This window comes from Pantoea sp. PSNIH1, assembly GCF_007680655.1.
GTDB classification, from domain to species: Bacteria; Pseudomonadota; Gammaproteobacteria; order Enterobacterales; family Enterobacteriaceae; genus Pantoea; species Pantoea eucrina.
The window spans coordinates 187,925-202,234 of record NZ_VEIP01000002.1; the positions used below are offsets into that span (position 1 = coordinate 187,925).

The window sequence follows — 14,310 nt, forward strand, 5'->3', positions numbered from 1 at the left end:
CTGGCGCTTTTTTCTGCAATTGAATTTTATGGCTAAAATTGCACTTGCAGAGCCAGGCGCCTTTGGTTAGTATTCACACCCGCTTCTGATGGGTAATGACGAGACTACCCGTCTGTATTGGTTGAAGCTTTAACTGTGCGGTTACGCGCAAGGAAACAGGTTGATTATGTACGAAGCTCTGTTAGTTGTTTTCCTTATTGTGGCGATTGGCCTGGTTGGTCTGATCATGCTGCAGCAAGGCAAAGGCGCTGATATGGGAGCCTCATTCGGTGCAGGCGCTTCCGGTACGCTGTTTGGTTCAAACGGGTCAGGTAACTTTATGACACGTATGACCGCGATACTGGCTTCGCTGTTCTTCATTATCAGTCTGATTCTGGGTAACCTGAACAGCAATAAGACTTCCAAAGGAAGCGAGTGGGAAAACCTCACTGCGCCAGCTCAGTCTGAACAGCAGACTCAGCCAGCTAAACCGGCAACCCCGGGCAATGATATCCCGCAGTAAGCAGTAAATCGTCAACGCTTAAGCGACTATACTATCGTCGCAGTCAGTGCAGTACCGAGGTGGTGAAATTGGTAGACACGCTACCTTGAGGTGGTAGTGCTCGAAAGGGCTTACGGGTTCAAGTCCCGTCCTCGGTACCAATTCTCAGTAAAACTTGCTATTTTCGCAAGATCGGCGTAATATTCGCCACGTTTTCGGACGCGGGGTGGAGCAGCCTGGTAGCTCGTCGGGCTCATAACCCGAAGGTCGTCGGTTCAAATCCGGCCCCCGCAACCACTTTCCCTTAGAGTTCTTTTTCAAATATACTGTATGCATCGACGGACGCACTATCAGTGAGTTTTTGAAAAAAATTCTTCTGGATTGTGCGCCGAAGCCGCACTGCGGCATACAGGGTCCAGTCATAAAAAGCCCCGATTTTTCGGGGTTTTTTGTTATCAGGAAATCGTAACACTGGGCTTTAGGCCCTTTTTTTATGTCTTGGGGGTGGGCTTGTCCACATTAGAGCAAAAATTGACAGAGTTGATCTCTGCTCCGGTAGAAGCGCTTGGCTACGAACTGGTCGGTATTGAATTCGTTCGTGGTCGCACATCAACCTTGCGCATCTATATTGATAGCGAAGAGGGTATCAATGTTGATGATTGCGCCGATGTTAGCCACCAGGTGAGCGCTGTGATGGATGTGGAAGATCCAATTACGGTGGCTTACAACCTTGAAGTTTCCTCGCCGGGTCTCGATCGTCCACTTTTCACTGCAGAACACTATGCGCGCTTTGCGGGTGAGGAAGTCAGCCTGGTCCTGCGGATGGCGGTACAGAACCGTCGCAAATGGCAGGGCATCATCAAGTCGGTGGAAGGCGAGATGATCACTGTGACCGTCGAGGGTAACGATGAAGTGTTCGCACTGAGCAATATTCAGAAAGCGAACCTGGTCCCCCACTTTTAAAAGTCCGGATTGAGGCTAACCAGGATGAATAAAGAAATCTTAGCTGTAGTAGAAGCCGTTTCTAATGAAAAAGCTCTGCCGCGTGAGAAAATCTTCGAAGCGCTGGAGAGCGCTTTGGCCACTGCGACCAAAAAGAAGTATGAGCAGGAAATCGACGTGCGCGTCAGTATCGATCGTCGCAGCGGCGATTTCGACACGTTCCGTCGTTGGGTAATCGTTGATGAAGTTACTCAGCCTACGCGTGAAATCACGCTGGACGCGGCTCGCTTCGAAGATGAAGCGCTCAATCTGGGCGATTACGTTGAAGATCAGATTGAATCTGTCACCTTTGACCGTATCACTACACAGACTGCGAAGCAGGTTATCGTTCAGAAAGTACGTGAAGCTGAGCGCGCAATGGTTGTGGACCAGTTCCGCGAGCAGCAAGGCGACATCATCACCGGTCAGGTGAAGAAAGTGAATCGCGACAACATCACGCTGGACCTGGGCAGCAACGCCGAGGCAGTGATCGTACGTGAAGATATGCTGCCACGTGAGAACTTCCGTCCGGGCGACCGTATTCGCGGCGTGCTGTATGCCGTGCGTCCTGAAGCGCGTGGTGCTCAGCTGTTTGTTACCCGTTCCAAACCTGAAATGCTGATCGAACTGTTCCGCATTGAGGTGCCGGAAATCGGTGAAGAAGTTATCGAAATTAAAGCGGCTGCCCGCGATCCGGGTTCACGCGCTAAAATTGCGGTAAAAACCAACGATAAACGTATCGATCCGGTAGGTGCCTGCGTCGGTATGCGCGGCGCACGCGTGCAGGCTGTTTCCAGTGAACTGGGCGGCGAGCGTATCGATATCGTGCTGTGGGATGATAATCCGGCACAGTTTGTAATTAACGCCATGGCGCCTGCCGATGTGGCGTCAATCGTGGTGGATGAAGATAATCACACCATGGATATCGCTGTTGAGGCCGGTAATCTGGCTCAGGCGATCGGCCGTAATGGCCAAAACGTGCGTCTGGCTTCCCAGCTGAGCGGCTGGGAGCTGAACGTGATGACCGTCGACGATCTGCAGGCTAAGCATCAGGCTGAAGCCCACGCAGCAATCGATATGTTCACGAAACATCTCGACATCGACGAAGAGTTCGCCACCATACTGGTGGAAGAGGGCTTCTCTTCGCTGGAAGAACTGGCCTATGTGCCAATGAACGAGCTGCTGGAAATTGACGGCCTCGACGAAGAGACCATTGAAGCCCTGCGTGAACGAGCCAAAAATGCGTTAACCACCCTGGCATTAGCGAAAGAAGAAAGCCTTGGTAATCAGGAGCCCGCTGAGGACTTGCTGAATCTTGAAGGCCTGGATCGTGCGCTGGCCTATCGCCTGGCGTCAAAAGGCGTTTGCACGCTGGAAGATCTCGCTGAGCAAGGTGTTGACGATCTGACAGATATTGAAGGGCTGGATGATGAGAAGGCCGGTGCGCTGATTATGGCTGCACGTAATATCTGCTGGTTCGGCGATGACGCGTAATAACAGGAAGGAACAGCATGACAGATGTAACCGTAAAATCGCTGGCCGCCGAAATTCAGACTCCGGTCGATCGCCTGGTACAGCAATTTGCTGATGCGGGGATCCCTAAGTCTGAAAACGACGCGGTGTCCCAGCAAGAGAAAGAGACCTTACTGTCCCACCTGAACCGTGAGCACGGTCAAACCAGTTCAGGTAAACTGACGTTGCAGCGCAAAACGCGCAGCACCTTGAATATTCCGGGCACCGGGGGTAAAAGTAAATCGGTGCAAATTGAAGTTCGCAAAAAGCGCACATATGTGAAGGGTGATGCAGAGGCTGAGCAGCAGGCTCAGGCAGAAGCGGAAGCTGAGGCACAGCGCGTAGCGGAAGAGCAGGCGCGTCGCGAGGCGGAAGAACAAGCCCGTCGCGAGGCTGAATTAAAAGCGCAACGTGAAGCCGAAGATAAAGCCAGGCGCGAAGCCGCTGACAAGGCTAAGCGTGAAGCAGCGGAAAAAGATAAAGTGACAAACCAACCTACCGATGAAGTGACCAAGGCTGCGCAGTCTGATAAAGCCCGTCGCGAAGCTGAAGCGGCTGAACTGAAGCGTAAAGCTGAAGAAGAAGCCCGTCGTAAGCTCGAAGAGAGCGCACGCCGCGTAGCGGAAGAAGCACGCCGCCTGGCAGAAGAGAAAGGCGCTGAGTGGGACAAACCTGAGGAAGAAGATAAAGGTGACTATCACGTCACAACTTCAACTCATGCCCGTCAGGCAGAAGACGAAAACGATCGTCAGGTTGAAGCGGGTCGTGCACGTGCACGCACCACGGCTAAAGCCACGCGTCCTGCCAAAAAAGGCAACAAGCACTCCGAAGCTAAAACCGATCGTGAAGAAGCGCGTGCGCAGGTTCGCGGTGGTAAAGGCGGTAAGCATCGCAAACCTAGCGCACTGCAGCAGGGCTTTAACAAGCCAGCGCAGGCCGTTAACCGCGACGTGATTATCGGCGAAACCATCACCGTAGCTGAACTGGCGAACAAGATGGCAGTGAAAGGTTCACTGGTCATCAAAGCGATGATGAAGATGGGCGCGATGGCGACTATCAACCAGGTTATCGACCAGGAAACTGCACAGCTGGTCGCGGAAGAGATGGGTCATAAAGTGATCCTGCGCCGCGAGAACGAGCTGGAAGAAGCGGTAATGGACGATCGTGATACTGATGCAGCGCAGGAGAGCCGTGCGCCGGTCGTGACCATCATGGGTCACGTTGACCACGGTAAAACCTCCCTGCTGGATTACATCCGCTCAACCAAAGTCGCCTCTGGCGAAGCGGGTGGTATTACCCAGCACATCGGTGCCTATCACGTTGAAACCGAAAACGGCATGGTCACCTTCCTGGATACCCCGGGACACGCCGCGTTTACCGCAATGCGTGCTCGCGGTGCGCAGGCAACGGATATCGTTATCCTGGTCGTTGCTGCGGATGATGGCGTGATGCCACAGACCGTCGAAGCGATTCAACACGCAAAAGCGGCCGGCGTACCGGTTGTGGTTGCAGTGAACAAGTGCGACAAACCAGAAGCCGATCCGGACCGCGTGAAGAACGAGCTGACTCAGTACGGCATCATTCCGGAAGAGTGGGGCGGCGAAAACATGTTCGTCAACGTTTCTGCGAAAGCGGGTACCGGTATCGACGATCTGCTGAACGCTATTCTGCTGCAGGCGGAAGTGCTTGAGCTGACCGCTATTCGTGAAGGTATGGCAAGCGGTGTGGTTATCGAATCCTTCCTGGATAAAGGTCGTGGTCCGGTCGCTACCGTGCTGGTACGTGAAGGTACGCTGAACAAAGGCGATATCGTACTGTGTGGCTTCGAGTATGGCCGCGTACGTGCGATGCGTGACGAACTGGGACGCGAAGTACAGGAAGCAGGCCCATCGATTCCGGTTGAGATCCTGGGTCTCTCTGGCGTACCGGCAGCGGGTGATGAAGCGACTGTGGTCCGTGACGAGAAGAAAGCGCGTGAAGTTGCTCTCTATCGTCAGGGTAAATTCCGCGAAGTGAAACTGGCGCGTCAGCAGAAGTCGAAGCTGGAAAACATGTTTGCGAACATGACTGAAGGCGAAGTCTCAGAGCTGAACATCGTTCTGAAGTCTGACGTACAGGGCTCGGTAGAAGCGATCTCCGATTCGCTGCTGAAACTCTCCACCGACGAAGTGAAGGTGAAGATTATCGGTTCTGGCGTGGGCGGTATCACCGAAACCGACGCTACGCTGGCGGCCGCTTCCAATGCGATCATCCTCGGCTTTAACGTCCGTGCTGACGCTTCTGCGCGTCGCGTGATTGATGCTGAAAACGTCGACCTGCGTTACTACTCCGTCATCTATAATCTGATTGACGAAGTAAAAGCTGCGATGAGCGGTATGCTGGCGCCGGAATTCAAACAGCAGATCATCGGTCTGGCCGAAGTACGTGATGTGTTTAAATCACCGAAATTTGGCGCGATCGCGGGCTGTATGGTTACCGAAGGCAACATCAAGCGTCACAACCCAATTCGTGTCCTGCGCGACAACGTGGTTATCTATGAAGGCGAGCTGGAATCCCTGCGTCGCTTCAAAGATGACGTCAACGAAGTGCGTAACGGCATGGAGTGTGGTATCGGTGTGAAGAACTACAACGACGTTCGCGTTGGCGATATGATCGAAGTGTTCGAAATCATTGAAATTAAACGCACCATCGCATAATTCACTTATCGATGTACTGCAATTTGGGAGGCCACTGGCCTCCCGAATTATTTGGGAGATATCATTATGGCGAAAGAATTTGGTCGCCCGCAGCGGGTTTCTCAGGAGCTGCAAAAAGAGATCGCGATTATTCTGCAGCGCGAAATCAAAGATCCGCGTCTGGGTATGATGGTGACGGTCTCTGGCGTTGAAGTGTCGCGCGATCTGGCCTATGCCAAAGTATTTGTGACCTTCCTGAACGATCAGGATGAGGAAGCGGTAAAAAATGGTCTGAAAGCGCTGAAAGAGGCGTCAGGCTACATCCGCATTCTGCTGGGCAAAGCGATGCGTCTGCGCATTGTGCCGGAGCTGACCTTCTTCTATGACAACTCACTGATTGAAGGGATGCGCATGTCAAATCTGGTCTCTAACGTGATCAGAAACGATGCAGAACGGCGCGGTGAAACCCCGGCGGAAGATGACAAGGAGGACTGATGAGTCGTCCTCGTCGTCGCGGCCGCGACGTACACGGTGTCTTCCTGCTGGATAAGCATCAGGGCGCGTCGTCCAATGATGTGCTGCAAAAAGTTAAGCGCCTGTTTAATGCTAACAAAGCGGGTCATACCGGTGCGCTGGATCCCCTTGCCACCGGTATGCTGCCGGTTTGTCTGGGCGAGGCCACCAAGTTTTCGCAGTATCTGCTCGACTCTGATAAGCGTTATCGCGTTATCGCCCGGCTGGGCGAACGTACCGATACTTCAGACGCAGATGGCAACATTGTGGAAACCCGCCCGGTGACCTTCAGCCAGCCTGAGCTGGATGCGGCGCTGGAGAGTTTTCGCGGTGATACGATGCAGGTGCCGACTATGTTCTCGGCGCTGAAATATCAGGGTCGCAAGCTCTATGAGTATGCGCGCGAAGGCGTTACCGTGCCGCGTGAAGCCCGACCCATCACCGTATTTGAGCTGCAGTTTATTCGCCATGAAGGTGATGAGCTGGAGCTGGAGATCCACGTCTCCAAAGGCACCTATATTCGTACTATCATCGACGATCTGGGTGAGAAGCTGGGCTGTGGCGCGCATGTCATTATGCTGCGTCGTCTGCAGGTCGCACGCTACCCGATTGCACGAATGATGACGCTGGAGCAGCTGCAGGCGGTGGCAGCAGAAGCCACCGCGGCTGAAACGCCTGACTACAGCGCGCTCGATGCGCTGCTGCTGCCAATGGACAGCCCGGCGGAAGATTTTCCGGTGGTCAATCTGCCCGTTACGGTTGCCGCCAGCTTTAAGCAGGGTATGCCGGTCCAGGCTGCGGATACGCCGGCAGCAGGTCTGGTAAGGGTCACGGAAGGTGAGGCACAAAAATTCATCGGCATGGCTGAAATCGCCGCCGATGGACGGGTAGCGCCACGCCGGCTGGTGGTGGAGTTTCCTGGCTGACCGTGCTGCTCATCTTTGCTGCAACAGCGCATTTGCGTTGCCTGCGGGCGCAGAGTAGAATAGCGCGGCTTTAAAAGCGGGCTGCTGAATTAGAGATCGGCACCCATACATTCATTTTTTTACTGGAGTTTATTATGTCTCTAAGCGTAGAAGCTAAAGCAGAGATCGTTGCTAAATATGGTCGTGGCGCTAACGACAGCGGTTCAACTGAAGTTCAGGTTGCTCTGCTGACTGCTCAGATTAACCACCTGCAGGGTCACTTCTCTGAGCACAAGAAAGACCACCACAGCCGTCGCGGTCTGCTGCGCATGGTATCCCAGCGTCGTAAGCTGCTGGACTATCTGAAGCGTAAAGACGTTGCTCGCTACACCAGCCTGATCGAGAGCCTGGGTCTGCGTCGCTAAGTCTGAAGAATCTGATCAGGGATGTAGCGCATGCACTATGCAAAAAAACGCATCTGACGATCAGATTTGTGCGAGTTTCGCGAAAAGGGGGCCTTTAAGGCCCCTTTTTTCGAGCAATCCGCAGCAATCCAGACCAAACTCATGTATTGTTGCTGAGTGTGATCTTTGTTTGCAGAGGTTCGCGCGGCTAATGAGAGGCTTTGCCGCAGGGGCGGTTGAGGGTTGTCATTAGTCGCGAGGATGCGACAAAGATCGGTTATCACTGGCGAGCCGCAATGGCTCTGCCCTGAATTTAAGGATGTTAATTTTGCTGAATCCGATCGTACGCAAATTCCAATATGGTCAGCATACCGTCACGCTGGAAACCGGCATGATGGCACGTCAGGCTACCGCGGCTGTTATGGTAAGCATGGATGACACAGCGGTATTTGTAACCGTTGTTGGCCAGAAGAAAGCGAAACCAGGCCAGGACTTTTTCCCGCTGACCGTTAACTATCAGGAGCGTACCTATGCTGCTGGTCGTATCCCGGGCAGCTTCTTCCGTCGCGAAGGCCGTCCAAGCGAAGGCGAAACCCTGATTGCGCGTCTGATTGACCGCCCGGTGCGTCCGCTGTTCCCGGAAGGCTTCGTTAACGAAGTGCAGGTTATCGCTACTGTCGTTTCTGTTAACCCTCAGGTTAACCCGGACATCGTGGCAATGATTGGTGCCTCTGCTGCGCTGTCACTGTCAGGTATTCCGTTCAACGGTCCAATCGGTTCTGCTCGCGTTGGTTACATCAACGACCAGTATGTCCTGAACCCGACCGCAGATGAGATCAAACAGTCACGTCTGGACCTGGTGGTTGCCGGTACCCAGAACGCGGTACTGATGGTTGAATCGGAAGCCGATATCCTGACTGAAGAGCAGATGCTCGGCGCCGTGGTATTTGGCCACGACCAGCAGCAGGTTGTTATCGAAAACATCAACGCGCTGGTCGCCGAAGCGGGTAAACCGCGCTGGGACTGGAAGCCAGAAGCGACTAACGATGCACTGATTGCACGTGTTGCCGTGCTGGCGGAAGCGCGCATCGCTGATGCTTACCGCATCACCGATAAGCAGGAGCGTTACGCACAGGTTGGCGTGATCAAAGATGAGACGATCGCTGCCCTGCTGGCTGAAGATGCTGCGCTGGATGATGCAGAAATCGGCGATATCGTGCATAGCCTCGAAAAGAATGTGGTTCGTACCCGCATCCTGAGCGGCGAACCGCGTATCGACGGTCGCGAAAAAGATATGATCCGCGGTCTGGACGTTCGTACCGGCGTACTGCCGCGTACGCACGGCTCTGCGCTGTTCACCCGTGGTGAAACGCAGGCGCTGGTTGCTGCTACGCTGGGTACCGCACGCGATGCGCAGAACCTGGATGAGCTGATGGGCGAGCGTACCGACAGCTTCCTGTTCCACTACAACTTCCCTCCATACTCAGTGGGCGAAACCGGCATGGTTGGCTCACCGAAGCGTCGTGAAATTGGTCACGGTCGTCTGGCGAAGCGTGGCGTACTGGCAGTTATGCCTAAGCAGGAAGAGTTCCCGTACACCGTACGCGTTGTATCAGAAATCACTGAATCAAACGGTTCTTCTTCTATGGCTTCCGTTTGCGGTGCTTCACTGGCACTGATGGACGCAGGCGTACCGATCAAAGCAGCCGTTGCCGGTATTGCTATGGGTCTGGTGAAGGAAGATGAGAAGTTTGTCGTGCTGTCTGACATCCTGGGTGATGAAGATCATCTCGGCGATATGGACTTCAAAGTAGCGGGTAGCCGTGAAGGTATTACCGCGCTGCAGATGGACATTAAAATCGAAGGCATCACCCGCGAAATCATGCAGGTTGCGCTGAACCAGGCTAAGGGTGCGCGTCTGCATATCCTGAGCGTCATGGAACAGGCTATCAGCACGCCGCGTCAGGAGATCTCTGAATTCGCACCGCGTATTTACACCATCAAGATCAGCTCTGACAAGATCAAAGATGTGATTGGTAAAGGCGGCTCGGTAATCCGTGCGCTGACCGAAGAGACCGGCACTACCATCGAAATCGAAGATGACGGCACCGTAAAAATCGCTGCGACCGACGGTCAGAAAGCGAAAGAAGCGATTCGTCGTATCGAAGAGATCACCGCTGAGATTGAAGTGGGCCGCATCTACTCCGGCAAAGTTACCCGTATCGTTGATTTTGGTGCGTTCGTGGCTATCGGTGGCGGTAAAGAAGGTCTGGTTCATATTTCTCAGATTGCCGACAAGCGCGTAGAGAAAGTGACCGACTACCTGCAGATGGGTCAGGAAGTACCGGTTAAGGTGATGGAAGTTGACCGTCAGGGCCGCGTACGTCTGAGCATCAAAGAGGCAACTGAGCAGAAGCCGGCAGAAGCTGCTGCTGTGGACGCTTCTGACGCTGAATAAGCGTGTCCTGATTAGCCCCTTTCTGCCCGGCAGAAAGGGGTGTTTGTATACTCTGGTAGCGTCAACTCACGGTCGCTGTGCCGATAAGTTGACACCGCCAGGGTATCATCGCGAGGGCGGGAACCCTTGTGCATAGCAGGCGGATGACAGGATGGTTATCCCAATGTTTGTATCGGGAGTGGGAAATGAAGCCTTTTTTGCGCTGGTGTATTGTTGCGACAGCTATTTCGCTGGCAGGATGCAGCAACTCCAATTGGCGTAAGAACGAAGTTCTGGCAGTACCTTTGCAGCCCACACTGCAGCAAGAGGTCATTCTGGCGCGAATGGAACAAATTCTTGCCAGTCGGGCCCTGACCGACGATGAACGCGCACAGCTGTTATATGAGCGCGGAGTGTTGTATGATAGTTTGGGTCTGAGGGCACTGGCGCGGAACGATTTCTCGCAAGCGCTGTCTATAAGACCAGATATGCCAGAAGTGTTTAACTATCTTGGTATATACTTAACGCAGGCTGGCAACTTTGATGCCGCCTACGAAGCGTTTGATTCTGTACTTGAGCTTGATCCAACTTACAATTATGCGCATTTAAACCGCGGTATCGCTCTCTACTACGGTGGTCGATACAGGTTAGCGCAAGATGATCTGCTGGCGTTTTATCAAGACGATCCTAACGATCCGTTCCGCAGCCTCTGGCTCTATCTCACTGAAAGCGAGATAGACAAAGACCAGGCTAAAGTAGCGCTGAAACAGCGTTATGACAAAGCGGCTAAGGACCAATGGGGATGGAATATTGTCGAGTTCTACCTGGGCGACATCAGTGAAAAAACATTGATGGAACGTCTCAAGGCGGACGCAACGGATAACACCTCGCTCGCTGAACATCTCAGTGAAACCAACTTCTATTTAGGTAAGTACTACCTAAGTCTGGGGGAGAAGGACGACGCGAAAGCGTTGTTCAAACTGGCGGTGTCTAACAACGTTAACAACTTTGTTGAACACCGATACGCATTGTTGGAACTGGCGCAACTCGGCCAGACACAAGACGATTTATCAGAATCTGACCAGCAATAGCTGACGAACTTTTATTGCCTGTTGTACCTGTAAAGTCATCATCTCCAGAGGTGAGGGCTTTTCTGTTCGTCAAAACTTCTAATTTGAGCCGGTTCACACTTTTTGATGAAAATGACTGAAAATTTTCACGACGAGTTATGTAGACTGGCCGCCGCAATCTAAGAGGCACGTGTACTACATGACTGATATTCAAACCACTTTTGCTGATCTGGGCCTGAACGCCGACATCCTCGAATCTCTGAACGGTATGGGCTACGTTAAGCCTTCCCCAATCCAGGCTGAGTGTATTCCTCACCTGCTGGCGGGCCGCGATGTTCTGGGTATGGCGCAGACCGGTAGTGGTAAAACCGCGGCGTTCTCACTGCCGCTGTTAAACAACGTTGATCCTTCTGTCCGCGCACCACAGATTCTGGTGCTGGCACCGACCCGCGAACTGGCGGTGCAGGTGGCTGAAGCGATGACAGAATTCTCTAAACATATGCGTAACGTCAACGTCGTGGCCCTGTATGGCGGCCAGCGTTATGACGTACAGCTGCGCGCCCTGCGTCAGGGACCACAGATCGTTGTGGGTACCCCGGGCCGCCTGCTGGACCACCTGAAGCGTGGTACTCTGGACCTCTCTAACCTGCGTGGTCTGGTTCTGGACGAAGCTGATGAAATGCTGCGTATGGGCTTCATCGAAGACGTTGAAACCATCATGGCGCAGATCCCGGAAGGTCATCAGACCGCACTGTTCTCTGCAACTATGCCAGAAGCGATTCGTCGTATTACCAAACGCTTCATGAAAGATCCACAGGAAGTGCGTATCCAGTCAAGCGTGACCACGCGTCCGGATATTTCACAGTCTTACTGGACCGCTTACGGCCGTAAAACTGAAGCGCTGGTGCGTTTCCTGGAAGCAGAAGACTTTGATGCAGCCATCATTTTCGTGCGTACCAAAAACGCAACGCTGGAAGTGGCGGAAGCCTTAGAGCGCAGCGGCTACAACAGTGCCGCGCTGAACGGCGACATGAACCAGGCACTGCGTGAGCAGACGCTGGAGCGCCTGAAAGATGGCCGTCTTGATATCCTGATTGCAACCGACGTTGCGGCGCGCGGTCTGGACGTTGAGCGTATCAGCCTGGTTGTTAACTACGATATCCCGATGGATGCGGAGTCTTATGTTCACCGTATCGGCCGTACCGGTCGTGCGGGCCGCGCTGGCCGTGCGCTGCTGTTCGTTGAGAACCGCGAGCGTCGTCTGCTGCGTAACATTGAACGCACCATGAAGCTGACTATTCCGGAAGTAGAACTGCCAAACGCAGAGCTGCTGGGTGAGCGTCGTCTGGCCAAATTTGCAGCAAAAGTACAGAAGCAGCTGGAAAGCAGCGATCTGGATCAGTATCGCGCGCTGCTGAGCAAAATGCAGCCGGAAGAAGAGCTGGATATCGAAACGCTGGCGGCTGCCCTGCTGAAAATGGCTCAGGGTGAACGTCCACTGATCGTACCGGCTGACGCGCCGCGTCCGCAGCGTCGTGAGTTCCGCGATCGTGATGACCGCGCTGACCGTCCGCGTCGTGACCGCGACAGCCGTGGTGAGAGCCGTGATGGCGATCGTCCACGTCGTGAGCGTCGTGACGTTGGCGACATGCAGCTTTACCGCATTGAAGTGGGTCGCGATGACGGCGTTGAAGTTCGCCACATTGTGGGTGCTATCGCTAACGAAGGCGATATCAGCAGCCGCTACATTGGTAACATCAAGCTGTTTGGCACGCACTCCACCATCGAACTGCCAAAAGGCATGCCGGGTGAAGTTCTGCAGCACTTCACGCGCACGCGTATTCTGAACAAGCCGATGAATATGCAGCTGCTGGGTGATGCACAGCCGCACGAGCGTACTGAGCGCCGCAGTGGCGGTCGTGACTTCGGTGGCGAGCGTCGCAGCAGCGCACCGCGTGGCGACAGTGCACCACGTGGTGAAGGCGCACCGCGTCGCTTCTCCGAGCGTCGTGAAGGTGGCCGCGAAGGCGGACGCTTTAGCCGCGAAGCGGGCCGTGGCCCACGTCGCGACGAAGGCACCTCACGTCGTCGTGATGCATAATCGCTAAACGTTAAGCAATAAAAAGGGACGCCATGCGGCGTCCCTTTTTTTATCTCTTTTACTCAACCTGCTACAGCGTGCCGGCAGCTTCCATCGCCAGCGCAAATGAGCGCAGCCGCGCTTTGGGATCGAAGATCTGACCGTTGACCATGATCTCATCCGCCTGCGTTTCGCGCTGCAACGCTGCCAGACCGTGACGCACCTTTTCGCTATCGCCCACAATCGACATGCTCAGCGCCTGCTGCACGCCATACTGCTCTGACGACGACCAGAGGCTATCCATATTTTCCACCGGCGCAGGCAGCGGGCCCGGCTTGCCGCGGCGCAGGTTGATAAACTGCTGCTGCATGGAGGTAAACAGGAAGCGCGCGTCGCGCTCACTCTCTGCCGCCACAATATTCACACAGACCATAGCGTATGGCTTAGCCAGGCGCGCCGAAGGCTGGAACTTCTCACGGTACAGATGCAGCGCCTGCAGCAGCAGATCCGGGGCGAAGTGCGAGGCAAAGGCAAACGGCAGCCCGAGCTTCGCCGCCAGCTGAGCGCTGTAAAGGCTTGAGCCGAGCAGCCACACCGGAATTTTCAGGCCGAGGCCCGGCACTGGCTGTACCGGATGATGCTCGCCTTCTTCAGCATCAAACCAGCGCAGCAGCTCAGCGACATCTTCCGGGAAGCTGTCGGCCTGGGCGCTGGAGAGATGACGGCGCAGCGCCATCATCGTGCGCTGATCGGAACCCGGTGCACGGCCCAGCCCGAGATCGATGCGACCAGGGTAGAGCGACTCCAGGGTACCGAACTGCTCGGCAATCACCAGCGGCGCATGGTTAGGCAGCATAATCCCGCCGGATCCAAGCCGCAGGGTTTCGGTATTTGCCGCGAGATACCCGATCAGCACCGAGGTCGCCGCGCTGGCAATACCGGTCATGTTGTGATGCTCAGCGAGCCAGTAGCGGTGGAAACCCAGCGCTTCCGCCTGACGCGCCAGCGCCAGTGAATGGTGAAAGGCGTCGCGCGCAGACGCGCCTTGCGGAATAGGAGCCAGATCCAGCACGGACAGGCGAACAGGTTTTTTCTCAGACATGAGTACTCCAGCAAATGATGGCGCAGGCGTTGAACAGCCTGCTGCCATAAGTATTACGCAACATTACCCATATTAAAACTGCTATTAAGGGCAGGGATGTAGCCGGATTGTGCCTTTATTAACCATTTTTCCGGAAGGTATACCCCTGCC

The 14,310-nt window shown here is 54.4% G+C and carries 12 protein-coding genes and 2 tRNA genes; 13 read left to right on the plus strand and 1 reads right to left on the minus strand.

Going from position 1 to position 14,310, the window contains the following annotated elements; translation table 11 throughout:
- Positions 1–166 precede the first annotated feature (166 nt).
- From secG to FS690_RS08515, 13 genes are all read left to right on the plus strand, one after another.
- Positions 167–502 (plus strand): preprotein translocase subunit SecG, encoded by a 336-nt coding sequence (gene secG, locus FS690_RS08455; RefSeq protein ID WP_039382274.1) that lies wholly within the window; start codon positions 167–169, stop codon positions 500–502.
- Positions 503–555: 53 nt separating this feature from the next.
- Positions 556–642 (plus strand) — tRNA-Leu (locus FS690_RS08460).
- Positions 643–701: 59 nt separating this feature from the next.
- Positions 702–778: transfer RNA gene (locus FS690_RS08465), tRNA-Met, on the plus strand.
- 213 nt (positions 779–991) lie between these two features.
- Positions 992–1,444 carry a ribosome maturation factor RimP gene (rimP, locus tag FS690_RS08470; RefSeq protein WP_039382276.1) on the plus strand — a complete coding sequence of 151 codons (453 nt, stop codon included), beginning with the start codon at positions 992–994 and terminating at the stop codon, positions 1,442–1,444.
- A gap of 24 nt (positions 1,445–1,468) precedes the next feature.
- Entirely contained in the window at positions 1,469–2,956 is a 1,488-nt protein-coding gene (nusA, locus tag FS690_RS08475; RefSeq protein WP_039382278.1) for a transcription termination factor NusA, read from the plus strand.
- Positions 2,957–2,973: 17 nt separating this feature from the next.
- The gene (infB, locus tag FS690_RS08480; RefSeq protein WP_071669136.1) at positions 2,974–5,670 is read left to right on the plus strand and encodes a translation initiation factor IF-2; all 2,697 of its coding nucleotides are present in this window, start codon (positions 2,974–2,976) and stop codon (positions 5,668–5,670) included.
- 66 nt (positions 5,671–5,736) lie between these two features.
- Positions 5,737–6,144 (plus strand): 30S ribosome-binding factor RbfA, encoded by a 408-nt coding sequence (gene rbfA, locus FS690_RS08485; protein WP_039382283.1) that lies wholly within the window; start codon positions 5,737–5,739, stop codon positions 6,142–6,144.
- A complete protein-coding gene (truB, locus tag FS690_RS08490; RefSeq protein ID WP_039382285.1) occupies positions 6,144–7,088 on the plus strand; it encodes a tRNA pseudouridine(55) synthase TruB in 945 nt (314 codons plus the stop codon). The genes rbfA and truB overlap by 1 nt, the downstream gene beginning before the upstream one ends.
- A gap of 134 nt (positions 7,089–7,222) precedes the next feature.
- Positions 7,223–7,492 carry a 30S ribosomal protein S15 gene (gene rpsO / locus FS690_RS08495; RefSeq protein WP_010615981.1) on the plus strand — a complete coding sequence of 90 codons (270 nt, stop codon included), beginning with the start codon at positions 7,223–7,225 and terminating at the stop codon, positions 7,490–7,492.
- A gap of 307 nt (positions 7,493–7,799) precedes the next feature.
- Positions 7,800–9,929 carry a polyribonucleotide nucleotidyltransferase gene (gene pnp, locus FS690_RS08500; protein WP_108570023.1) on the plus strand — a complete coding sequence of 710 codons (2,130 nt, stop codon included), beginning with the start codon at positions 7,800–7,802 and terminating at the stop codon, positions 9,927–9,929.
- Positions 9,930–10,114: 185 nt separating this feature from the next.
- Complete coding sequence (nlpI, locus tag FS690_RS08505; RefSeq protein ID WP_039382290.1) at positions 10,115–10,999, plus strand: lipoprotein NlpI; 885 nt, start codon at positions 10,115–10,117, stop codon at positions 10,997–10,999.
- Positions 11,000–11,104: 105 nt separating this feature from the next.
- Positions 11,105–11,161, plus strand: a complete 57-nt coding sequence (gene yrbN / locus FS690_RS18645; RefSeq protein WP_100229640.1) for a protein YrbN — start codon at positions 11,105–11,107, stop codon at positions 11,159–11,161.
- 16 nt (positions 11,162–11,177) lie between these two features.
- Positions 11,178–13,079, plus strand: a complete 1,902-nt coding sequence (locus FS690_RS08515) for a DEAD/DEAH family ATP-dependent RNA helicase (RefSeq protein WP_145339393.1) — start codon at positions 11,178–11,180, stop codon at positions 13,077–13,079.
- 70 nt (positions 13,080–13,149) lie between these two features.
- Here the strand turns inward: FS690_RS08515 and FS690_RS08520 are convergent, their stop codons facing one another.
- On the minus strand, positions 13,150–14,160 hold the full coding sequence (locus FS690_RS08520; protein WP_145339395.1) for a luciferase-like monooxygenase: 1,011 nt from the start codon (positions 14,158–14,160) through the stop codon (positions 13,150–13,152).
- Between the last annotated feature and the right edge of the window lie 150 nt (positions 14,161–14,310).

Excerpts from the sequence above, each read along its gene's own strand:
- secG (WP_039382274.1), top strand. The coding sequence starts at position 167 with ATGTACGAAGCTCTGTTAGTTGTTTTCCTTATTGTGGCGATTGGCCTG.
- nusA (WP_039382278.1), top strand. The coding sequence starts at position 1,469 with ATGAATAAAGAAATCTTAGCTGTAGTAGAAGCCGTTTCTAATGAAAAA.
- infB (WP_071669136.1), top strand. The coding sequence starts at position 2,974 with ATGACAGATGTAACCGTAAAATCGCTGGCCGCCGAAATTCAGACTCCG.
- rbfA (WP_039382283.1), top strand. The coding sequence starts at position 5,737 with ATGGCGAAAGAATTTGGTCGCCCGCAGCGGGTTTCTCAGGAGCTGCAA.
- truB (WP_039382285.1), top strand. The coding sequence starts at position 6,144 with ATGAGTCGTCCTCGTCGTCGCGGCCGCGACGTACACGGTGTCTTCCTG.
- rpsO (WP_010615981.1), top strand. The coding sequence starts at position 7,223 with ATGTCTCTAAGCGTAGAAGCTAAAGCAGAGATCGTTGCTAAATATGGT.
- nlpI (WP_039382290.1), top strand. The coding sequence starts at position 10,115 with ATGAAGCCTTTTTTGCGCTGGTGTATTGTTGCGACAGCTATTTCGCTG.
- FS690_RS08515 (WP_145339393.1), top strand. The coding sequence starts at position 11,178 with ATGACTGATATTCAAACCACTTTTGCTGATCTGGGCCTGAACGCCGAC.
- FS690_RS08520 (WP_145339395.1), bottom strand. The coding sequence starts at position 14,160 with ATGTCTGAGAAAAAACCTGTTCGCCTGTCCGTGCTGGATCTGGCTCCT.